Origin of the sequence: Vibrio sp. 1-1(7), assembly GCF_013048485.1 — a bacterium.
Taxonomy (GTDB): Bacteria; Pseudomonadota; Gammaproteobacteria; order Enterobacterales; family Vibrionaceae; genus Vibrio; species Vibrio fujianensis.
Map to the genome: position 1 here is coordinate 1,515,766 of NZ_VHSP01000001.1, position 22,369 is coordinate 1,538,134.

The 22,369-nt window shown below is 44.6% G+C and carries 17 protein-coding genes; 10 read left to right on the forward strand and 7 right to left on the reverse strand.

Translation table 11 applies throughout. The annotated features are described in order from the left end of the window. Positions 1–65: 65 nt before the first annotated feature. Positions 66–527, forward strand: a complete 462-nt coding sequence (locus tag FKN05_RS06930) for a hypothetical protein (RefSeq protein WP_099611841.1) — start codon at positions 66–68, stop codon at positions 525–527. Here FKN05_RS06930 and FKN05_RS06935 read toward each other — a convergent pair. Then, positions 524–1,009, reverse strand: coding sequence for a putative 4-hydroxy-4-methyl-2-oxoglutarate aldolase (locus FKN05_RS06935; protein WP_161428187.1), 486 nt, complete (start codon positions 1,007–1,009; stop codon positions 524–526). The genes FKN05_RS06930 and FKN05_RS06935 overlap by 4 nt on opposite strands. 84 nt (positions 1,010–1,093) lie before the next feature. After that, a complete protein-coding gene (locus tag FKN05_RS06940) occupies positions 1,094–1,477 on the reverse strand; it encodes a DUF3293 domain-containing protein (RefSeq protein WP_170887155.1) in 384 nt (127 codons plus the stop codon). Positions 1,478–1,790: 313 nt separating this feature from the next. Here FKN05_RS06940 and arcA point away from each other — a divergent pair, with 313 nt between their 5' ends. Then, positions 1,791–2,507, forward strand: a complete 717-nt coding sequence (gene arcA, locus FKN05_RS06945; RefSeq protein WP_099611838.1) for a two-component system response regulator ArcA — start codon at positions 1,791–1,793, stop codon at positions 2,505–2,507. Between the two features lie 84 nt (positions 2,508–2,591). Here the strand turns inward: arcA and FKN05_RS06950 are convergent, their stop codons facing one another. The 3 genes from FKN05_RS06950 to mnmL form a co-directional block, all read right to left on the reverse strand. Next, entirely contained in the window at positions 2,592–3,059 is a 468-nt protein-coding gene (locus FKN05_RS06950) for a hypothetical protein (RefSeq protein ID WP_170887156.1), read from the reverse strand. Position 3,060: 1 nt separating this feature from the next. Further along, positions 3,061–5,409 carry an aerobic respiration two-component sensor histidine kinase ArcB gene (gene arcB, locus FKN05_RS06955; RefSeq protein ID WP_099611836.1) on the reverse strand — a complete coding sequence of 783 codons (2,349 nt, stop codon included), beginning with the start codon at positions 5,407–5,409 and terminating at the stop codon, positions 3,061–3,063. A gap of 171 nt (positions 5,410–5,580) precedes the next feature. Continuing rightward, on the reverse strand, positions 5,581–6,507 hold the full coding sequence (gene mnmL, locus FKN05_RS06960) for a tRNA modification radical SAM protein MnmL/YtqA (protein ID WP_161428183.1): 927 nt from the start codon (positions 6,505–6,507) through the stop codon (positions 5,581–5,583). A 720-nt stretch (positions 6,508–7,227) separates the two neighbouring features. Between mnmL and gltB the strand changes: the two genes are divergently transcribed. The 8 genes from gltB to FKN05_RS07000 all read left to right on the forward strand — a co-directional run bounded on the left by gltB (position 7,228) and on the right by FKN05_RS07000 (position 18,148). After that, entirely contained in the window at positions 7,228–11,769 is a 4,542-nt protein-coding gene (gltB, locus tag FKN05_RS06965; protein WP_170887157.1) for a glutamate synthase large subunit, read from the forward strand. After that, positions 11,770–13,239, forward strand: a complete 1,470-nt coding sequence (gene gltD / locus FKN05_RS06970; RefSeq protein WP_099611834.1) for a glutamate synthase subunit beta — start codon at positions 11,770–11,772, stop codon at positions 13,237–13,239. A 300-nt stretch (positions 13,240–13,539) separates the two neighbouring features. Further along, positions 13,540–13,899 (forward strand): DUF1499 domain-containing protein, encoded by a 360-nt coding sequence (locus tag FKN05_RS06975; protein WP_099612029.1) that lies wholly within the window; start codon positions 13,540–13,542, stop codon positions 13,897–13,899. A gap of 95 nt (positions 13,900–13,994) precedes the next feature. Beyond that, on the forward strand, positions 13,995–14,693 hold the full coding sequence (gene mtnN, locus FKN05_RS06980) for a 5'-methylthioadenosine/S-adenosylhomocysteine nucleosidase (protein WP_099611833.1): 699 nt from the start codon (positions 13,995–13,997) through the stop codon (positions 14,691–14,693). A gap of 10 nt (positions 14,694–14,703) precedes the next feature. Further along, positions 14,704–15,657: a cobalamin biosynthesis family protein gene (locus FKN05_RS06985; protein ID WP_099611832.1), complete on the forward strand. Its 954-nt coding sequence runs from the start codon at positions 14,704–14,706 to the stop codon at positions 15,655–15,657. Next, positions 15,658–16,476 carry a vitamin B12 ABC transporter substrate-binding protein BtuF gene (gene btuF, locus FKN05_RS06990; protein WP_099611831.1) on the forward strand — a complete coding sequence of 273 codons (819 nt, stop codon included), beginning with the start codon at positions 15,658–15,660 and terminating at the stop codon, positions 16,474–16,476. Between the two features lie 84 nt (positions 16,477–16,560). Continuing rightward, complete coding sequence (locus tag FKN05_RS06995) at positions 16,561–17,181, forward strand: TRIC cation channel family protein (protein WP_099611830.1); 621 nt, start codon at positions 16,561–16,563, stop codon at positions 17,179–17,181. A 100-nt stretch (positions 17,182–17,281) separates the two neighbouring features. Next, a complete protein-coding gene (locus FKN05_RS07000) occupies positions 17,282–18,148 on the forward strand; it encodes a LysR family transcriptional regulator (protein ID WP_170887253.1) in 867 nt (288 codons plus the stop codon). On the opposite strand, the gene FKN05_RS07005 is transcribed toward FKN05_RS07000, so the two are convergent. Together FKN05_RS07005 and carB are read right to left on the reverse strand one after the other, a co-directional pair. Next, positions 18,072–18,854, reverse strand: a complete 783-nt coding sequence (locus tag FKN05_RS07005; protein WP_099611829.1) for a TSUP family transporter — start codon at positions 18,852–18,854, stop codon at positions 18,072–18,074. The genes FKN05_RS07000 and FKN05_RS07005 overlap by 77 nt on opposite strands. Before the next feature lie 280 nt (positions 18,855–19,134). Next, positions 19,135–22,365 (reverse strand): carbamoyl-phosphate synthase large subunit, encoded by a 3,231-nt coding sequence (gene carB / locus FKN05_RS07010; protein ID WP_161428558.1) that lies wholly within the window; start codon positions 22,363–22,365, stop codon positions 19,135–19,137. Positions 22,366–22,369 lie beyond the last annotated feature (4 nt).

Consider the following 22,369-nt stretch of genomic DNA (forward strand, 5'->3'; position numbering starts at 1 on the left):
TATACTTTGTGACCCTAATCATCAAACCACTAGGATTTAGGAAATAGGCCAAGGAGGAGAGAAGAATGAATCAGCGGCTCGCGCTATTTTGTTTATGCCTCACCACCAGTGTATCAGCAGCCTCTTTACCTTCTTTGCCGTCAGAACAGATCGATTCTGCACACTCTTTATTTATCAGCAGTGAGCCAAATAGCCAGGCATTTGACAGTTGGGTTATCGACAGTGGTTATGCTTATAACATTTTTCGTAACGTCGACTTATATGTCGGTGCTAGAATTAACTCTTCCATAAATGGAGGAAAGAACGGCTTTCTTAGTGGCGTAAGTTACAAAGTCAATGAGCGAGTTTTATTCAAAAGTACCTTCTATTCATCCACAACCGTAGATGAAGAAAATCGGCGCAATGAAAGCATTTCTGCAGAATTATCTAGCCGCTTACGCTTATCTGACAACATGGATCTGCATGCCACTCTTGATTATCAAGAATGGCAACAAGGTATTGAAGTTGGCATCGGCTTTCGATTTTAATTAATCGCGAATGCCTCTTTAGAACATAAAATGCCATTCCAGTCTGCGTAGAGGTAATCACCAGGTAAAATCATTTGGTTTTGAATGGTTAACGTCACATTGACTTCCCCTACCCCCTTTTTTTCTGGTCGAAAAGGTGATGTGCCTAACGCTTTTACTCCTAAATCCATTTGAGACATTTGAACCACATCTCGCACTGCACCATAAATCACCACGCCTTCCCAACCGTTGTCTATCGCCATAATCGAGACTTGATCTCCCATCAATGCTTTTTGACAGGAGCCATGACCGTCAACCACTAAAACTTTACCTTGCCCTGGTTGGCTTAATACTTCTTTAATTTTAGAGTTATCGTGATAGCAACGAACGGTAACAATTTGCCCCCAAAAAGCACTGCGCATACCAAAATTCTGTAATGGTAGTTCAAGTAAAGTCATTTGTGACGCATATTTATCACATAGATCCGGTGTTATATCTTTCATTATTCCTCCATGATTCTCATCGGGCTTCGTCCAAGCTCCCTTATTACAACCAAATTGTCGGGCTCAAGGTATCCATGCCATTTATTATGTTCGCTTTTCTGATAATGACCCTAGACATAATATTTGACGACTCACACAAGAGTGCAGGGTTAGCTCATCGTTAACAACATAGTAAATGGCATTTTGAGCATATTTCACGGCGAGTTTTTTAGCTTCCGCTAATGGCAAACATACCGCAAAACTCTCTTCATACCAGCTAAATCCATTATCTCCAACCAGCACGTCTACCCAATCATAACCGATCAGATCGTGCTGTAAACGCTGATTATTTTTCCGATTCTCATTATCTGACAAGCGCAAACTCTGCGGGTTCCATGCCGTAATCACGGCAAATTCTTGTTTTACAGGACGTGATAAAAAACGGAATGTCACTTGTGTATAGGCTTGCCATAGCTTGTTATCAATCATCAAACTTTACAACTCGTTATTAATATTCATATCTGTTACATTGCAACTCTTGATATAAATCAACAAAGTGCTTGGAATTAACATTTGGCCGTTGTTAGCATGCTGTTAACATTATAGAATCCGCCCAAAGCCTAGTAGAATCCCTTGAAGTAACGGAACTAACGGATCAGAGATATCCAAGGATGGCGGGCACTCAAAGCGATTATTTTTTACAAGCTTTGGTTTATTATCAACATAAAATTACTCATATGTGATGTTTTTGCCTAGAATACATTCTATTAGCACATTTTTTTCACAAGTTTAGGTACCGCCAATGCAAACCCCGCAGATTCTTATCGTTGAAGACGAGCAAGTGACTCGTAACACTCTAAAGAGCATTTTTGAAGCAGAGGGATACGCTGTTTTTGAAGCCAGTAACGGTGAAGAGATGCACCATGTACTGTCCGATAATCCAATTAACTTGGTGATTATGGATATCAATTTACCAGGTAAGAATGGTTTACTTCTCGCTCGTGAACTTCGTGAGCAAGCAGATGTAGCACTGATGTTCTTAACTGGCCGAGACAACGAAGTCGACAAGATTTTAGGACTAGAAATTGGCGCTGATGATTATATCACTAAGCCTTTTAATCCACGTGAACTGACGATTCGGGCACGAAATTTACTCAGTCGTTCCATGAATACAAACTCAACCCACGAAGAGAAACGGTCTGTTGAGTCTTATCAATTCAATGGTTGGGTATTAGATATTAATAGCCGCTCTCTCGTTAGCCCAACTGGTGATAGCTACAAGCTCCCTCGTTCAGAATTTAGAGCATTGCTCCATTTCTGTGAAAATCCAGGCAAGATCCAAACACGCGCTGATCTATTGAAGAAAATGACCGGCCGCGAACTAAAACCGCATGATCGTACAGTCGATGTCACCATCCGCCGTATCCGAAAACACTTTGAGTCAGTGTCTGGTACACCAGAAATTATTGCGACGATTCATGGTGAAGGTTACCGGTTCTGTGGTGATATTACAGAATAAATAAAAGCCTCTTATCTTAGATGCCAAAAGCCTCGATCATCAATCGAGGCTTTTTAGTTTTACCCAGCATTAAAGCGTGACCTATTAGTAGACTTTATCGATAACCACTTGATGCTCAACGAGCCAAGTGTCACCGCTGTTATCACGTACTCCCAGTGCCACACTCACCGAACGATCAGCATCTAACCCAAATGAACTTTGAAAAACGATCTCCCAAACATTGTCACTCGGTGTACGCAATTCTAGCTCTGAAGCTGGGATTGACCACATCAGCTCATCTTGTCTAATAACCAGCATCAGTATGGTTAAATCTGCAGGTAATTGACCCGATGTTTGCAACACGAGCGTACCGTTTAAACTATCCGTTGTACTCTGGTTGGTCGTATTTTGGTCATCTGCCACTTTAGGCATTTGATCAGTCCAAAGATTACTCTTGAGTTGAATCGCTGTTTGAGAAAAAATGCCAGCATTACTGTGCTGCCAATTCACATCGGGCGAGGATGAGCAGGCTGACAGTAAACAAGCAAAAAGAAGTAAGGCTATTTTTTTCATATTATTTCCTTTGCGCTAACCACTGTTTAAGAAGTTTAATATCGTTGAGATACTCATTTTTTATTTCATCCACCCAATCGGTAATATTTTCCCACCAAGCGGGCGCTTCTGGAGACTGCGCTTTCTGCGCAACACTCTGAATTCTTTTTAGGCCTATTGAACCTGCAGCACCTTTAATTTTATGCGCTTCAGAGACAATTCCTGCTTGATCTTTCGCCACCATGTTAGAATCTAACACCTCTAAATAACTGGGCATCATCTCTTCTAACATTTGAATACTTTCTAACATCGGCTCAGTTCCAACAATGCCGATGTAAGAGTCTAACATACTTAGATCCAACAGACGGCTATACAGATCTTGGTTCACTTGTGATAACTCTAGCGCTACCGTTGCTTGTTTATCTTCAGCAATCGGCTGCCGCATCACAACTTTAGCGATGATCTCTTGAACCGCTTGAACTGAAAGTGGCTTACTCAGTGCCCCATCCATCCCTTTTCGTAAATATTCTTGTTTGTCTTTTAGTACATTGGCTGTGAGTGCCACAATTGGAGGAAGCGATGAATATGTTTGCCGATAATACTCAACAATATCAAACCCTGTCATATCTGGTAATTGAATGTCCAGAAAAACTAAATCAAACCGCTCTGGCTTAAACATGACTTTCGCGTCTGCACCTGTCATAGCAACCGTTACACGATGACCAAGGCTTTCTAATAGGGAGCGCGCAACTGTCACATTCAGTTCTATATCTTCGACCATAAAGATATTGAGTGAACGCTGTTGCTCTGGTTGTAGAAGATGACACACTGGCGGAGCAATGATCGGCACTCGGATCGTGGCGGTAAAAGTACTGCCAAATCCCTCTTCGCTACTCACACTAATATCTCCCCCCATCAGATTAATAAGCTGACGAGAAACGGCTAAACCAATCCCGGTACCAACCGCATGAAGATTGTCCTTGCCCGATTTAACTTGATAATACATGGCAAAAATTTTATCTAATTCTGGATCTGGAATACCAATCCCGGTATCTTCAATTTCCATCGTAATGTTAGCGTGCTGTTCTTCAATCTCAGCACTAACACTTAAGATTACCCCCCCTTCCTTAGTAAATTTCACTGCATTACTCATCAGGTTCCAAAGTACCTGACGTAAACGGGTGCTATCAACTTCAACCCACGCAGGGAGTTCCGTCATACGTTCTAAATCAAAGCGCAAACCTTTTTGTTCTGCCATTAATGCCGATAGGCTTTCCATTTCAGCCACAAATTCTTCAAAATTAAGTGGTTCAGGAAACAGCTCTAGTTTGCGGCGATCAAATTTATCCATATCAATAATATCATTGAAGATATTACCCAAGGTAATGGCGCTGACATGAATAGTCTGCATATGTTTACGCTGCTCTTCTCGCAGTGGCGTATCCAGCAACATACGACTTAAACCCACAATACCATTGAGTGGCGTTCTTAACTCATGGCTGATGGTCGAAATAAAAGTCGTTTTATCTCTACTGGCTTTTTCTAATGACTCTTCATGCCGTTTGCGTTCCGTGATGTCACGGCCAAATCCTACTAGCCCTAAATGACGACCATCTTTACTATAAAAAGGCACTTTACGTAATTCGAAATAACTCTTACGTCCATCAGGATACTCAAGCCATTGCTCATAAGTGATGGCTCGATTATGGTTAAACACTTGTTGATCAGTTTCTACAATCGATTGTGCGATCTCCTTACGATAGACATCCCAAGGCGTTAAGCCTACTAGCTCGTGTTCACGTTTACCTGTCAACTCTTCCATCGCTCGGTTACAGCCAGAAAACTGACATTGAGCATTACGGTAGTAGATCAAATCAGGAGAGGCATCAATGAAAGATCTCAGTAAAGCCGTTCGTTCAGCCAATTCTAATTGTGTTTTCTCTCTTTGATAGACTTCATTTTCCAAATCCAGCATGGCTTCTTCACGAGCTTCTTCCGCTTTGATCCGCTCTTCGATTTCTTGATTAAGTTTGACAATATTTTTTTGAAGTTGCTGATTAAGTTCTTGATCGCGAGCACGCATATCTTTCAATTTAGACACGAGCTTCGAGAGCCGTTGACGAGACTCTTCTAATTGGTCAACCACCACTGACAAAAAATAAACGGCCCATGGGGTGATCACTAACCCAAAGAAAATAGAGCGAATGATATCAATATCATCAACAAAACCTTTTAGCACCAGAGTGATCCCAACTTGAACCACAACAGCCAATGCGACTAATGCTAAAGCTAATAGAATGGAGAAACGTAAAATTCCCAATTTAACCAGTAGATCGACATAGTATTGAGCTAAATTCTTAATCTGTTTCATTACAAGTTCCACGGCAAAGATTGGCGTTAGTCTAACGGGTTTCTTAAGGCGATATCTTGCAAACAAAGGATAGGATAAGAGGCTTTCGTTCATTCTATGAAAACGTCAGCCTATTCGTGCAAGAAGCAGTGAAAAGATAACAGTTTATTGCGTGATAATCCGCAACTATTCTTACCGTTGGAAGTGGAAAGGCCGCCCAATCAATGAACCTTGAGCACCGTCACGATCCAATGCTCGGCCAATCTCTGTCATCGCTAACCAGCGGTTTTCACACCACAATGGCGAAAGTAACGTCGGACGACGTGCGGCAGAAGAAACGCGGTGGTACACCACTTCAGGCGGTGTTAAGCGGATCAGTTCACTGGCGATCGCGACATAGCTTTCCAAGGAGGGCGCTTCCAGTTTCCCAGCACGCCAAGCTTTCGCCATGGTACTGCCTTCAACAATGTGTAAACTATGCAGTTTTATCCCATCGGTTCCTACATCCACGACCTGCTTTAACGTTGCAACATTATCCGTTCGTCCTTCTTTTGGTAAGCCAACAATTAAATGGGTACAGACTTTAATTCCCAAAGCCCTTGCCCGCTGGGTGATCTCTGCATAGCAGGCAAAATCATGCCCACGGTTAATCCGTTTGAGAGTTTGATCGTGCGCCGTCTGTAACCCTAACTCTAACCAAATTTCAAACCCCTGCTGTACATATTCATGCAATAAATCAAGTACCGCATCAGGTACGCAATCAGGACGAGTTCCAACACATAAGCCAACTATATCCGCAGCTTCAAGTGCCTGTTGATACATCGTTTTCAAAACCTGAACTTCAGCGTAGGTACTGGTATAGGCTTGAAAATACGCCAAATATTTCTTCGCGCGTCGAATCTCTACCGCACGATCTTTTAACTGTGCTTCAATGCTTTGTATTTGAGCCTGTTCATCTACAAACGAGGCCACATTACAAAAAGTACAGCCTCCTCGCCCAATCGTGCCATCCCGATTGGGACAACTAAATCCCCCATGAAGAGTCAGCTTATGTACTTTCTCTCCATAGCGCCGCTGGAGATCTTGCCCCAGTGTATTGACTAATTCATGCAATTGCATATAAATACCTGATTAAAATACGCTATACCCAAACAACTTCGAGTTGCTGGTAAGCGGCAAGTGAGTGACAAATTTGTCTGGAACAAATTTGAATAGCCGTAGGCTGGCCTTTGGTAAGAACCACGGATGGCTCTCATGATCCCCATCAGCATAGACAGGCTATGTGATTGGGGTGAACGAACGTAGCCAATACCCCTGCAGCTTCAAGTTGGAAGGGTATAAGACACTTGCTTGGTACTCAGCGTAATTTAATTACGCAAATAAATGACCATAATAAAGGCAGGTTACAAATAGAGTGCTAATCAAAATCAATAAATCCTCATTAATCGAAGCGTTAGCTGAAAGTGTAATTAAAATGTTAAATTCAATATTATTGACCGCATAAAAAGAGCGAAAAAGACCGAATTTTTCATTGCATTTACGTGCAACAAAATTGTAGGATACTTACAGTTTCTTAATGATTTTTGTTTGTTTTATTACAAACCACATTAACAAACATCGGTGATACCCCACCCCTACCTATATAATCCACTATAAATGTGGCCAGATAACAGGGATATCACTAAGGATTGTTTTTCTCACAAAATAATTCCTGTGAGAGACGGAAAGGAAGCGAATTAACCTGCACGGGTTAATTTAATGGATAATAATAAGGATTGGATACAATGCTGGGGCTAGCCTTGGCTTGTTTGTGTCCGTTTGAACTGGAAGGATGTATCTATGGTAGATAGAGAGCAAAGTTCGCAAGGTCTATACACGCCAGAACTAGAGCATGACGCTTGCGGTATTGGTTTTGTTGCTCACCTAAAGAACCGTAAATCACACCACGTTGTCACTCAAGCTCTGGATATGCTAGCGCGGATGGAACATCGCGGCGGTCAAGGTTGTGACCCATGTAGTGGTGATGGTGCAGGTATTTTGCTGCAAAAACCCCATGAATTTTTATTAGAGGAAGCCGTTAAACTTGGCATCAAACTACCTTCGTTTGAAAAGTATGGCGTCGGTGTGGTTCTGTTTCCTAAAGATGAGCACAAACGTGCGCAATGTCGAGATATTCTTGAACGCAATGCTAAACGCCTCGATCTCGATGTACTCGGTTATCGCGTTCTACCCACCGATAATTCAATGCTAGGGGCTGACCCATTAACTACCGAGCCACAATTTGAACATGTCTTTATCTCAGCAGGCCCTGGCGCTACACCAGAAGAGCTAGAGCGTAAACTTTATGTCCTGCGTAATTATACTGTTCGGGTTTGTTTAGAAAGCGTCTCAAATATTGGTGATGATTTTTACATCAACTCACTTTCTTATAAAACCTTGGTCTACAAAGGCCAGCTCACCACCGAACAAGTTCCACAATACTTTCTCGATTTACAAAATCCAACCATGGTGACAGCGCTCGCTTTGGTCCACTCGCGCTTTTCTACCAACACGTTCCCTAGATGGCGTCTCGCACAACCTTTCCGCTATATTGCACACAACGGTGAAATTAATACCGTACGCGGAAACTTAAACTGGATGAAAGCACGAGAAGCGATTCTTCAATCGAACCTCTTTACCCAAAACGAGATCGATATGTTGCTGCCAATTTGTCAAGAAGGCGCATCCGACTCGGCTAACTTTGATATGGTCTTAGAGCTACTGGTACTTTCAGGTCGCAGTTTACCTCATGCGCTGATGATGATGATCCCAGAAGCATGGCAGGAAAATAAAGCCATGGACCCGAAACGCCGTGCGTTTTATCAATACCACGCCAATATCATGGAACCTTGGGATGGCCCAGCATCGGTTTGCTTTACCGATGGGGTGCAAGTCGGCGCAACACTCGATAGAAATGGTCTACGTCCTTCTCGTTATACCGTAACTAAAGACGATTTTTTGATCATGGCTTCAGAATCAGGTGTAGTCGAAATTGACCCGGCCAATGTCGAATATCGTGGTCGTTTACAGCCGGGACGTATTTTTGTCGCTGATCTTGAACAAGGCCGTATTATCTCTGACGAGGAAGTGAAAGAGGGTATTGCCCACGCGCAACCTTATGAACAATGGGTCGAAGAAAACTTACTCAGTCTAAAAAAACTGCCCGATGCGGATAACGTCCATAGCCAACCATCACCAGAGCGCCTACTGCACCGTCAACAAGCCTTTGGGGTTAGCAGTGAAGAAGCAAACGATATTATCTGTACACTGGCTGAAACAGGTTACGAGCCTTTAGGCTCTATGGGTGCTGACTGGCCCGTTGCGGTGCTTTCTCATCAATCACAACATCTTGCTAATTACTTTAAGCAGTTATTTGCTCAGGTGACTAACCCACCGATTGATCCAATTCGTGAACGAATGGTGATGTCACTCAACACCTACATCGGTCGTGATCAAAACTTATTAGCGGAATCACCCGTTCACTGTCGTAAGGTGGAACTGGAATCCCCCGTGATCTCCAATGCAGAATTAGAAAAACTGCGAGCAATCGATAATGAACACCTACAAGCCAAAACGCTAGATATTGTGTTCCAAGCCAGCGAAGAACCCGGCAAACTAGAACGTGCACTAAAACGTATCTGTCAATATGCAGAAGATGCCGTGATTGATGGTTACTCGATCATTTTGCTAACGGATCGTGCCGTTAACTCAAACCACGCGGCTATCCCAGCCATGCTAGCAGTTGGTGCTGTTCATCATCACTTGATTCGAAAGGGATTACGCTCTAAATGTGGCATCGTGGTAGAGACTGGAGACGCACGCGAAACGCACCATTTTGCGACCTTAGTTGGTTATGGTGCAAATGCGGTCAACCCGTACTTAGTAGTAGAAACCATCGTTGATCTGCAGCGTCGTAATAAACTCAATGCCGATCTCCCACTCGAGAAATACTTCGAAAACTATCGTAAGGGAATCAACGCTGGCCTACTGAAGATTTTCTCTAAAATGGGCATTTCAACCCTACAGTCCTACCACGGCGCACAAATTTTTGAAGCCTTAGGGATCAGTAAAGCCGTTGTCGATAAATACTTCACCGGCACCATTACTCGTATTCAAGGCCTAACACTAGATGACATTGCCAAAGAAGTTGTTGTTCGTCATCGCATTGGTTATCCAACTCGTGACATCCCGCTACAAATGCTCGATGTCGGTGGTATTTACCAATGGAAACAACGAGGAGAAAAGCACCTATTTAATCCTGAAACCATTCATCTGCTTCAGCAGGCAACCCGTAATAAAGACTATCAGCAATTTAAACAGTATGCGGCAGCCGTAGATAGCCAAGGCGACAAAGCTGTCACGCTGCGTAGCCAACTGGATTTTATTAAAAATCCGGCCGGTTCTATTCCCATTGATGAAGTCGAACCGATTGAAAACATTGTAAAACGTTTTGCAACTGGCGCGATGTCATTTGGTTCTATCTCTCATGAAGCTCACTCAACCCTCGCTGTTGCGATGAACCGGTTAGGTGCAAAATCGAACTCTGGTGAAGGGGGAGAAGATCCCGCTCGTTTTATTCGTAAAGAAAATGGTGACTGGGAACGCTCTGCCATCAAGCAGGTCGCTTCTGGTCGTTTCGGTGTCACCTCTTACTACCTAACCAACGCTGATGAAATTCAGATAAAAATGGCGCAAGGAGCGAAACCCGGTGAAGGGGGACAGCTGCCAGGTGATAAAGTCGATGATTGGATCGGAGCGACTCGTCACTCGACGCCTGGAGTCGGCCTTATATCACCACCACCACACCACGACATTTATTCTATTGAAGATTTGGCTCAATTGATCTTTGACTTAAAGAACGCTAACCGTAAAGGCCGCGTTAATGTCAAATTGGTATCAGAAGCGGGAGTTGGTACTATTGCTTCTGGGGTTGCTAAAGCCAAAGCGGATGTGGTGCTGATTGCCGGTCATGACGGTGGAACTGGCGCATCGCCGATTTCATCGATTCGCCATACAGGGCTACCTTGGGAACTGGGTTTAGCAGAAACCCACCAAACACTACTGAAAAATGGCTTACGTAACCGTATCGTGGTACAAGCCGATGGGCAGATGAAAACGCCGCGCGATATCGCTATCGCCACGCTACTTGGTGCAGAGGAATGGGGTGTTGCAACCGCTGCGCTTGTCGTTGAAGGGTGTATCATGATGCGTAAGTGCCATAAAAACACCTGCCCTGTTGGGATAGCTACGCAAAACAAAACACTCCGTGAACGTTTTGATGGTCGTGTTGAAGATGTTGTTACCTTCTTCCAATATATGGTGCAAGGTTTACGCGAAATTATGGCTGAACTTGGCTTCCGCACCATTGATGAAATGGTCGGTCAAGTACAAAAATTGAAAGTCCGTGATGATATTGGCCATTGGAAATACAAAAACCTCGATCTATCGACCTTATTACACTTTGAACCACCACGAGAAACCGATGGTATCTATTGTCAAACGGCACAAAATCATCAGCTAGCGCATGTTCTGGATCGTCAATTAATCGAAATCGCCAAGCCCGCACTTGAACAAGGTCTGCCAGTCAACGCGCAATTCCCGATCATTAATACCGATCGCAGTACTGGCACAATGCTGTCAAATGAAATTTCAAAAGTGTACCAAGACCAAGGGCTACCTCAACCGATGCACGTGAAGTTTAATGGCAGTGCCGGACAATCTTTTGGTGCATTCCTAGCGAAAGGGGTCCATTTTGAGGTGGAAGGTGATGCGAACGACTATTGGGGTAAAGGGCTATCTGGCGGTACTTTAGTTCTCTATCCAAACCGTGCAGCAACCATCACAGCTGAAGATAATATTGTAGTCGGCAACGTCTGCTTTTATGGAGCAACCTCTGGTGAATCATTCATCCGAGGCTTAGCCGGTGAACGCTTCTGTGTCCGAAATTCTGGTGCGAGAGTTGTTGTCGAAGGCGTTGGTGATCACGGTTGTGAATACATGACGGGAGGGATTGCGATTATCTTAGGCTCAACCGGTCGGAACTTTGCCGCGGGAATGAGTGGTGGTATCGCCTACGTCTGGGATAAAACGGGGGATTTCCATCAAAAACTCAACTCAGAGTTGGTGGATCTCGATCCGATTGAACCAGAAGACAAAGCGTTATTAAAAGATATGCTCACTAAACATGTCCAATTCACAGGAAGTGAAGTGGCAAAAACGTTCCTAAACGATTTTGAACACCACTTAGCCTCAATAGCTAAAGTAATGCCAAGAGACTATAAGGCCGTCCTTCAAAAACGTCAGGAAGCCGCAGCGACAACGGAAGAAGCGGAGGCTATGTAAATGGGAAAAGCAACTGGATTTTTAGAGTTTGGTCGTGAACTGCCAAAAAAAATCGACCCGGCAGAGCGGATCAAGAACAACCATGAATTCGTTCTGAATCAAGAGTTTGGAAATAAAATCAATCAGCAAGCAGCACGCTGCATGGATTGTGGGGTACCATTTTGCCATAGCGGATGCCCGATTGGTAACATCATTCCTGAATTCAATGATGCGGTTTATCGAGATAGTTGGGAAGAGGCTTGGCAAATCTTAAGTTCAACCAATAACTTTCCCGAATTTACCGGGCGAGTTTGCCCCGCCCCTTGTGAAACTTCGTGCGTACTCGGTATTAACCAAGATCCGATCACCATTTGTAATATCGAAAAAACCATCGTTGAACGAGCGTATCAAGCAGGTTATGCCAAACCGAAAACACCACGTTCACGAACGGGGAAAAAAGTCGCCATTATTGGTTCTGGTCCTGCTGGACTGGCTGCTGCAGAGCAACTCAATAGTGCGGGCCACCAAGTTACGGTTTATGAACGAGATGAAAAAGTCGGTGGGTTACTGCGTTTTGGTATTCCTGACTTTAAGCTAAGTATGGCGGTCATCGATCGAAAAATTGATCTCATGGCGGAGGCTGGCGTTCAATTTGTCGTCAATACTCACGTCGGTATCGACATCAATGCTCAGCAATTACGTCAAGAGTTTGATGCTATCTTACTGACTGGAGGTTCAACCGTTCCTCGTGATCTTCCAATCCCTGGCCGTGAACTAAAGGGCGTTTATTTTGCAATGCAATTTCTCGCGCAAAATAACCGTCGAGCAAACAACATGGATCTAAAAGGTGAAGAGATTCATGCTAAAGGGAAACATGTGGTGGTGATTGGTGGCGGTGATACTGGCTCTGACTGTGTTGGTACCTCTAATCGTCATGGGGCTGCAAGCATTACCCAAGTAGAAATCATGCCGATGCCACCAGAAAAGCGTCCTGCTAATATGCCTTGGCCGCAATATCCGATGATTCTTCGCACCTCCACTTCGCATGAAGAAGGGTGTGAGCGTCATTGGAATATTCTCACTAAAGAGTTTATCGGTAACGATAAAGGTGAAGTGACTGCCTTACGCATTGCAGATATTGTTTGGCAAGACGCCGCTCCCGGTCAACGCCCAGAGTTTAGTGAGGTGGCGGGAAGTGAACGGGTCATTCCTTGTGATATGGCTTTCCTTGCCATGGGCTTTCTTCACCCAGAACCGCAAGGTGTGCTTGCTCAACTTGATATCAAGCTTGATGAGCGCGGAAACGTCGCCACTCAAGATTTTGCAACGAACCAAAAAGGCGTATTTGCCGCCGGAGATATGCGTACCGGGCAATCGTTAGTGGTTCGTTGTATTAATGAGGGGCGAGAGTCTGCTAGAGCAGTGGACGCCTTTCTGATGGGAAATACTCACCTTGAAGCAAAAGCCGATTCATTAATGCTCTCTGCTTAATCAAGCCTTCCCACTGCACTTAATATCGCAGTGGGTTCGTCGCTTTCCTGTTCATCCTTTCTAGCTTGGCTAACGTTAACGTTAGCCTTTTTTATTTGCTTACGTCTCATCACCTAGGGTCTGTTGACATACGTTTAACAAGTGTGAGCTAAGTTGAGGATATGCATCACCGGTTACCCGCTACGATAAATATCCGCTATGATTACTCTTTGTTCTGGATAGGAAAAGATCGTGAAACCATGGATCATGATCGGTTTGCCGATACTACTGACCGCCTGTAGCCAAGGAATTTCAGCCAATATGATTGACCGAACCTCAACCCCTTGTGGCAATAAACCCAATTGCGTATCAACTGAAGAACAACGAAGCAAATTTGCTATCGCTCCTTTTATTTTACGTCCGGGTGTGACACTTGATCAGATCGAACGTATTGCTTTAGCTCTCCCCGGTTCAGAAACCGCAGTAAAAACAGACTATTATTTACGTATCGAGTGCACAACTCGTATTCTACGTTTTGTGGATGATTTAGAACTGAAATTAAACGGCGATCAACTGATCGTCCGTTCTGAATCTCGAGTAGGATACAGTGATTTTGGCGTGAATCGTAGAAGAGTGGAAGCATTGAGAGAAAAGCTAAACGCTGCCGGTATGTTACTGTAAACCTTTAATTGAGTAATATATCTAACCATTCTCGCTCAAACCACAGACAACATGGTAAACTTTGGCCGTTTTATTTACTGATTAAGAGATATTGTATGAAAATTGGCATCATCGGTGCGATGCAACAAGAAGTCGCGATTTTAAAAGACACTCTCGAACATAGCCAAGAGGTCAATAAAGCGGGTTGTACCTATTACGTAGGCGAACTACATGGAGCCGATGTCATTGTTCTACAATCAGGCATTGGTAAAGTTTCCGCTGCCATTGGTACGGCGCTGTTGCTGAATGACTACCAGCCCGATGTGATCATCAATACAGGATCAGCCGGTGGATTTGACTCCAGCCTGACGATGGGTGATGTCGTGATTTCCAGCGAAGTTCGTCACCATGATGCCGATGTTACCGCTTTTGGCTATGAAATGGGCCAAATGGCAGGCCAACCCGCAGCATTCATAGCCGATGAAAAATTAATCACCGTGGCCGAACAAGCATTAGCATCCATACCGGGCAAACACGCGGTTCGCGGATTGATCTGTACAGGTGATGCTTTTGTATGCACTGAAGAGCGTCAAAACTATATTCGTCAGCACTTTCCTTCTGTAGTTGCGGTGGAAATGGAAGCATCGGCAATTGCCCAAACCTGCCATCAATTTCAGGTTCCTTTTGTTGTGGTGCGCGCTATTTCTGATGTTGCGGATAAAGCCTCGCCCCTGTCATTCGATGAATTTTTACCCCTTGCTGCACAAAGCTCATCTGAAATGGTGGTAAAAATGGTTGAAATGCTGAACAAGTAACCCAGCTCTCATGGACGAACTTTCCACTTTTTTCAATGCCAATAGCGCGCTACTGATCATGTGGGGCGCATTGTTATTTCACTGGGTATTACCCATACCTCATACGGCTCATCCAGTGACGCTATGGCATAAATTTGCCGAGCTACTTGCCCAAAAGGTCAATACGCCCAGCAGCTATCAACAGAATTTAATTTCTGGCACCTTAGCTTGGCTGTTGATGGTTATTCCAACTATTCTACTGTGTATCGCCTTAAAACCATTGGTTTGGCACCCTCATTTATTTGAACTCGCATTACTACTGTTAGCCTTAGATTGGCGAAGTTGTGAAAAATTCACCCAACAGATGAGCGAGGCTCTATCAAATGAAGATAAAAAACTCGCCCGCCGTTTACTCATTCCTTTTGTTAATCGAGAAACTGACACCCTATCGTTATTGGGTCTTGGTAAAGCCAGTGTCGAAACCTTGATCATGAGGTTAGGGCGTCATCTGATCGGCGTGCTGTTTTGGTATGCCATTTTGGGAGGTACGGGAGCCTTTATCTATCGATTAATGGTAGAGTTAGCTCGCTGTTGGTCCCCTTCACGATCACAATTTCATCCCTTTGGATTACCTATTATTCGGATGGTTGCTGTCCTCGATTTTATTCCGCTACGAGGCTTCGCGCTGTTAATTCTCATGGGTAAACAGGCAAAACCAATACTTCAAGTGACGTTAATGCAAAGCCGCTCTTGGCCATTACCTGGCCCGGGTTGGCTGCTGTGCGCCGTAGGAAATAAATTACAATTATCGCTTGGTGGCCCCGCCATTTATGGTCAACAAAAAGCCATTCGGGCTAAAATCGGCGGACGTATTGCTCCAGCCAGCCTTCATCTGCAACAGGTTTACCGTCTACTTAGCCACAGAGTTTGGATCTGGATTGCACTACAAAGCCTCCTCTTATTGATCATTCATCAAGGCTTCTAAATGAAACGCCTCTTACTGTTTTGTTCACTATTACTGACTTATCCTTGCATAGCATCCGCCGCTGAGCGCATTATCAGCTTAGCCCCTCATGCAACCGAATTAGCATTTGCTGCAGGTCTTGGTGACAAACTGATTGCGGTTAGTGAATTCAGCGACTATCCCGAGCAGGCCAAAATGCTTCCAACCGTTGCCAATTTTCAAGCAATCAACATTGAACGCATTGTCCGTTTACAACCGGATCTCGTTATTGCTTGGCCTGAAGGTAATGCCCTCCGCGAGCTAGAAAAACTGACAAGGTTAGGTATTCCGATCTTTTACTCGCACCCCAAGCAATTACTTGATATTGCGGATGAAATCGAGCAGTTAAGTCATTATGCAAAAAATCCTGCCGTGGGTCTGCAAGCCGCGAAAGACTTTCGCCAACAGCTTGACCAGTTACATCAACGGTATGCTCATCTCGCTCCAACTCGCTATTTTTATCAACTCAGCGAAAAACCCATCATCACCTTGGCACAGAACAACTGGCCCAGCGAGATTTTTCGTATTTGTGGCGGAGAAAATGTCTTTCAAAACAGTCCCTCGCCTTATCCACAGGTCAGTATCGAGCAAGTATTACTTGCACAACCTGAGGTTATTTTCACCTCTCAACATGCTATGCGTGATGGCACCATGTGGAACAAGTGGCGTGAACAACTGATGGTGGGCAAACCGTCGTACATTTGGCCACTCAACCCCGACTGGCTTAACCGTCCTACCCCAAGGACGCTCATGGCTATCGAACAGGTTTGTGGATACTTTGAACAAAAACAGGCCCCTTGATATCGCCAAAGTATTTGCTAAACTCGGCGACCAACTCATCTCTCCTGAACAATAAACCAGGAATGTAAAGCGAGCGATTATAAATTGGATACTTCACTGCTCTACCTTATTGATATGTTTGGCACCGCAGTGTTTGCCATTTCTGGCGTACTACTGGCAGGACGACTCAAGATGGATCCATTTGGTGTGGTGGTTCTGGCCAGTGTAACTGCAATTGGCGGTGGTACCATACGCGATATGGCTTTAGGGGCTACCCCTGTCTTTTGGATTACCGATACCACGTACTTGTGGGTAGTATTCATCACCTGTTTATTGACTATGTTGGTCGTTCGTCGCCCTAAACGATTATCTTGGTGGATACTTCCTGTGTGTGATGCAATAGGATTAGCCGTATTTGTCGGTATAGGTGTCGAAAAAGCATTGATCTACCAAGATTCAGCATTGATCGCCATCATTATGGGCGTAATTACTGGTTGTGGTGGTGGCATTATCCGTGATGTACTTGCTCGTGAAATTCCCATGATTCTTAGAAGTGAAGTTTACGCCACCGCCTGTATCATCGGCGGTTTGGTACATACTTGTGCCTTAAACTTAAACTATGACAGCTCCACCGCCTTTCTCTGCGGAGTAACCTCAACTCTAGCCATCCGCTTAGGGGCTATTCGTTGGCACCTTTCGTTGCCAACCTTTGCTATTGGTAAATAATTTCGGATAGAAAAAGTGATTAACGACGACGGATAAGCGGGTTTCCGTTCATTATATAATCGAGTATTATGGGCAACCCATTCCTACTTTTCATGAGATGATGCTACTCGAAGGAATCGAAACATTACTGGTTCTCAGTAAAGAGAAAACCATGAGCCGCACAGGAAGCCAGCTCTACATCAGCCAATCTGCGGTCAGTAAACGTATTGCTAACCTAGAAAATAAGCTAGGTAAAAAGCTGATTATGCCTGCCGGACGCTATATCAAACTTACCGCTGATGCAGAGCAGTTGATTGCCAATATCGGCCCAACTTTTAATGCATTGCATGGCTTAATTTTCGATCAGCAAGCTCTAGAAGATAGCACGCCGCTTCGCATGGATTGCTCAGAAACCTTAGTCGCGGGCTATCTCGCTGCAATAATGGGACGCTATCAGAAACAAGATCCACACCTTGTCATTACCACTAACCATACTCCAAGGATTGTCGAACATGTTCAATCGGGTAAAGCGACCTTAGGCTTCTGCGCAGGTTATCTGCCTGCTCATCACGGTTTACTAACCTTTCATTTAGGCGAAGAACCTTTTACCATCGTCAGCAAAGAAGCATTGCATTCACTGCCTAGCAAACTTATCACCAATGATTTAAATAATCCGGCTAACACTTACCAAGCCGCTATCTTACATAAGCAAGGCATTCGCTCAGCGATGGAGATGGACTCTTACACCGCCGCTGCACAACTGGCACTCGGTGGTATGTTACCCGCCTTAGTGCCACACTCCATGGTAAGAATACTGAAGATTGCCCCTCAATACTGCTTTCATTTTCAAGAATTAACCGAGCTAACTCGCCCCATCCATATTTGTTTACGTGCCAACCGGTATCGAAACACTAGAGTCCAAACATTGATAAAAGCGCTATATGATGTTGTTCCCAAAGCAGTTTTAGCGCCATCATCATCGACATAGTAATGACCAAAGGCCGGATCCAACGCTGGCCTTTAGTGATCACCACTTTTGCTCCCATACGAGCACCGATAAATCCGCCAACAGCCATGGTTAAGCCAATCTGCCAAATCGGCAGACCGGCGATTAAGAAAAAGATCAGCGCCGCAATATTCGAGGTAAAATTGAGCACCTTAGTACGTGCAGTCGCTTCAACTAATCCTAATTGCCCCAAAACGACAAAACAAACCGTAAAAATCGATCCGGTACCTGGCCCAAAGAAACCATCATAAAAACCGACACCCCCACCAATCATCAAGGCAAATACGGCTTCAGAAAGAGCTTTACGCCGATGAGGTTGTGTTTGTGGGGCCAACAAAAAATACAGTGATATAGCAATCAACAATAAGGGAATAAGGCTGGTCAACAACGATGCATCAATATATTGCACAGCTTCTGCACCAAGCGCCGCGCCGACAAAAGTACAGGCAATGGCCAAACGCATCGCTTTTAGACTCACGAGGCCTTGGCGCACAAAATAGAAAGTCGCCGAAAAGCTACCAAATGAGCTTTGCAATTTATTGGTGGCCAAGGCTTGGGTTGGTGGCACCCCAGCAGCAAGTAAAGCTGGCAATGTCAATAAACCACCACCACCGGCCATTGCATCAATAAATCCCGCAATGCCCGCTACTAAAAACAGCAGGCTCAATATCTCTAGTGAAAATTCCATTTCTTATCAACGCATTAAATAATAAAGACCAACCATAGCACTGCTGCAAGGATCAAAACAGCGAAACACAAGACGAGAACCTATTCTTATTTTTCATCAATCGAAAAATAAACCTAAATCACTGAGCATGATAGGTAGACAGCAAATGGCTGAGATTAAATAGATGTAGGTACACGATATGCGCGAAAGATAAACAGACCCTAGGCAAACAAAAAGCCCGCTTAATTCAGCGGGCAATTAGGTCAGTAATAAAGCCTGAACACGTTGTTTTAACTACGGGTTAGGCTAAGCTGGCTTTTACTTTTTCATGCAACTCCTGTACGGAAGTCACCGATGCTTTGGCATCTGCAGTATGAGACATACAGGTTGCAAACGCTGCATTCAAGGTGGTGGTATAGTTTACTTTTTCGGCTAATGCACCACGACGTAACACTTTTGAGTCTTCAATTGCTTGACGACCTGCTGCCGTATTCACAATGTAGGTGTACTCATTGTTTTTGATCCGATCAAGAATATGTGGACGCCCTTCATGAACTTTATTTACCAAACGAGGGTTAATCCCAGCTTCACCCAAAATGACCGCAGTACCATGTGTCGCATCCAGTTTATAACCTAACTTAATCAACTTAGAGGCTAAATCGACCACTCGCTCTTTATCTTCTTCACGAACGGATAATAATGCTCGGCCACTCTCAGGATACACATTGCCACAACCAAGCTCAGCTTTAGCAAACGCTTCCGCAAAAGTAGCACCAACCCCCATCACTTCACCAGTTGAACGCATTTCAGGGCCAAGCAATGGGTCAACTCCTGGGAATTTATTAAAGGGAAGTACCACTTCTTTGACCGAGTAGTATGGCGGAATAATTTCTTTGGTAAACCCTTGTTGCTCTAGAGATTGCCCTGCCATAACCCGAGCTGCAATCTTGGCCAATGGTGCTCCGGTCGCTTTGGAAACAAACGGCACAGTACGCGCAGCTCGTGGGTTGACTTCAATCAGATAGACTTCGTTATCTTTTACCGCAAATTGAGTATTCATTAAGCCACGCACACCAAGTTCAAATGCGAGTTTTTCCACTTGCTCACGCATTTTATCTTGGATAGCTTGGCTTAATGTGTAAGCTGGCAGTGAACAAGCTGAGTCCCCCGAGTGAACACCCGCTTGCTCGATATGCTCCATAATCCCACCGATGACGACGCGTTCACCATCACAAATCGCATCGATATCGACTTCCGTTGCATCGTCGAGGAAACGGTCAAGCAGAACCGGAGACTCATTAGAAACACTGACGGCTTCATTAAAGTAGCGACGCAGATCTTGTTCGTCATAAACAATTTCCATAGCCCGGCCACCTAAGACATAAGAAGGGCGAACCACCAGAGGAAAACCGATTTCTTTGGCTTTATCCACCGCTTGATCAAGTGCGGTCACAGTGGCGTTTTCTGGCTGTTTAAGCCCTAAACGCTCAACTGCTTGCTGGAAACGCTCACGATCTTCCGCACGGTCAATCGCATCTGGGCTGGTACCAATAATCGGTACGCCAGCGGCTTCTAAAGCGCGCGCAAGTTTCAATGGTGTTTGTCCACCATACTGAACAATCACGCCTTTCGGTTTTTCAACGCGAGCAATCGCCAATACATCTTCTAAAGTCACAGGTTCGAAATATAAACGATCTGAGGTGTCGTAATCGGTTGAAACCGTTTCAGGATTACAGTTGACCATGATGGTTTCATAACCATCTTCACGCAATGCAAGTGAAGCATGAACACAGCAGTAGTCGAATTCAATCCCTTGTCCTATACGGTTTGGCCCCCCACCGAGAACCATGATTTTTTCACGATCGGTTGGATTCGCTTCACACTCTTCATCATACGTTGAATACATGTAAGCCGTATCTGAAGAAAACTCTGCCGCACAGGTATCGACACGTTTGTAAACCGGGTGAATGCCAAACTGATCACGCAGACGACGAATTTCAGTTTCAGCAACACCTAACAAGGTCGATAGACGCGCATCAGAAAAACCTTTACGTTTCATTTTGCGCAAGACATCAGCATTTAAGCCAGCGAAACCACCCGCTTTGATCTCTTGCTCCATTTTGACCAGTTCTTCAATTTGCACTAAGAACCAACGATCAATATTGGTCAAGTTAAAGATGCCATCAACAGAAAGACCAGCACGGAAAGCATCTGCGATATACCAAATTCGCTCCGCACCCGCTTCTTTTAACTCTTGACGAATTTTCGTCAATGCATCGGGGGCATCAAGATCCACCATTTCATCAAAACCATTAACGCCTACTTCAAGGCCACGCAATGCTTTTTGCAGTGACTCTTGTTGGTTACGGCCGATGGCCATCACTTCTCCAACCGATTTCATCTGAGTGGTTAAGCGGCTATTAGCCCCTGCAAATTTTTCGAAATTAAAACGGGGAATTTTAGTCACAACGTAGTCAATGGTAGGCTCAAATGACGCCGGTGTTGCACCACCCGTAATGTCATTCATCAACTCATCTAAGGTAAAGCCAACCGCCAGTTTCGCTGCCACTTTAGCAATAGGGAAGCCCGTCGCTTTTGAGGCTAAAGCTGAAGAACGAGAGACCCGAGGGTTCATCTCGATGATCACCATACGGCCATCTTTCGGATTAATACCAAACTGCACGTTCGAGCCACCCGTTTCAACTCCAATTTCACGTAACACGGCTAGCGATGCGTTACGCATGAGCTGATATTCTTTATCGGTGAGGGTTTGTGCTGGTGCAACTGTGATTGAGTCCCCCGTGTGAATTCCCATTGGATCGAAGTTTTCAATCGCACAGACAATAATGCAGTTGTCGTTTTTATCTCGCACCACTTCCATTTCATATTCTTTCCAGCCGATCAGTGATTCATCAATCAACAGTTCGTTGGTCGGGGAAAGATCCAGCCCTCGGCGACAAATTTCATCAAACTCTTCTTTATTGTAAGCAATACCGCCGCCCGTACCGCCCATCGTAAAGGAAGGACGAATAATGCAAGGAAAACCCACCATCTCCAAAACTTGGTAAGCTTCTTCCATCGTTTTTGCCGTATCCGCACGAGGGCATTCAAGCCCAATGGATTTCATGGCCTTATCAAAACGTGAGCGATCTTCTGCTTTATCAATCGCATCAGCGGTTGCCCCGATCATTTCGACTCCGAACTCAGCCAATACACCGTGCTTTTCTAGTGCCAGCGCACAGTTCAGCGCTGTCTGACCGCCCATGGTTGGCAAAATAGCATCTGGACGTTCCTTTTCGATGATCTTACGTACCACTTCCCAGTGGATCGGTTCAATATAGGTTGCATCCGCCATTTCTGGGTCTGTCATGATGGTTGCTGGGTTAGAGTTAACTAAAATAACTCGATACCCTTCCTCGCGCAGCGCTTTACAAGCTTGTGCACCTGAGTAGTCAAACTCACAAGCCTGACCAATAACAATCGGACCTGCACCTAAAATAAGAATGCTCTGAATGTCTGTACGTTTTGGCATTATT

Coding starts and splice junctions, on each gene's coding strand:
- FKN05_RS07000 (WP_170887253.1), top strand. CDS start 17,282: ATGCTACTCGAAGGAATCGAAACATTACTGGTTCTCAGTAAAGAGAAA.
- btuF (WP_099611831.1), top strand. CDS start 15,658: ATGAAACGCCTCTTACTGTTTTGTTCACTATTACTGACTTATCCTTGC.
- FKN05_RS06950 (WP_170887156.1), bottom strand. CDS start 3,059: ATGAAAAAAATAGCCTTACTTCTTTTTGCTTGTTTACTGTCAGCCTGC.
- mtnN (WP_099611833.1), top strand. CDS start 13,995: ATGAAAATTGGCATCATCGGTGCGATGCAACAAGAAGTCGCGATTTTA.
- mnmL (WP_161428183.1), bottom strand. CDS start 6,507: ATGCAATTGCATGAATTAGTCAATACACTGGGGCAAGATCTCCAGCGG.
- arcB (WP_099611836.1), bottom strand. CDS start 5,409: ATGAAACAGATTAAGAATTTAGCTCAATACTATGTCGATCTACTGGTT.
- gltB (WP_170887157.1), top strand. CDS start 7,228: ATGGTAGATAGAGAGCAAAGTTCGCAAGGTCTATACACGCCAGAACTA.
- FKN05_RS06975 (WP_099612029.1), top strand. CDS start 13,540: ATGATTGACCGAACCTCAACCCCTTGTGGCAATAAACCCAATTGCGTA.
- arcA (WP_099611838.1), top strand. CDS start 1,791: ATGCAAACCCCGCAGATTCTTATCGTTGAAGACGAGCAAGTGACTCGT.
- FKN05_RS06930 (WP_099611841.1), top strand. CDS start 66: ATGAATCAGCGGCTCGCGCTATTTTGTTTATGCCTCACCACCAGTGTA.
- gltD (WP_099611834.1), top strand. CDS start 11,770: ATGGGAAAAGCAACTGGATTTTTAGAGTTTGGTCGTGAACTGCCAAAA.
- FKN05_RS07005 (WP_099611829.1), bottom strand. CDS start 18,854: ATGGAATTTTCACTAGAGATATTGAGCCTGCTGTTTTTAGTAGCGGGC.
- FKN05_RS06940 (WP_170887155.1), bottom strand. CDS start 1,477: ATGATTGATAACAAGCTATGGCAAGCCTATACACAAGTGACATTCCGT.
- FKN05_RS06985 (WP_099611832.1), top strand. CDS start 14,704: ATGGACGAACTTTCCACTTTTTTCAATGCCAATAGCGCGCTACTGATC.
- carB (WP_161428558.1), bottom strand. CDS start 22,365: ATGCCAAAACGTACAGACATTCAGAGCATTCTTATTTTAGGTGCAGGT.
- FKN05_RS06935 (WP_161428187.1), bottom strand. CDS start 1,009: ATGAAAGATATAACACCGGATCTATGTGATAAATATGCGTCACAAATG.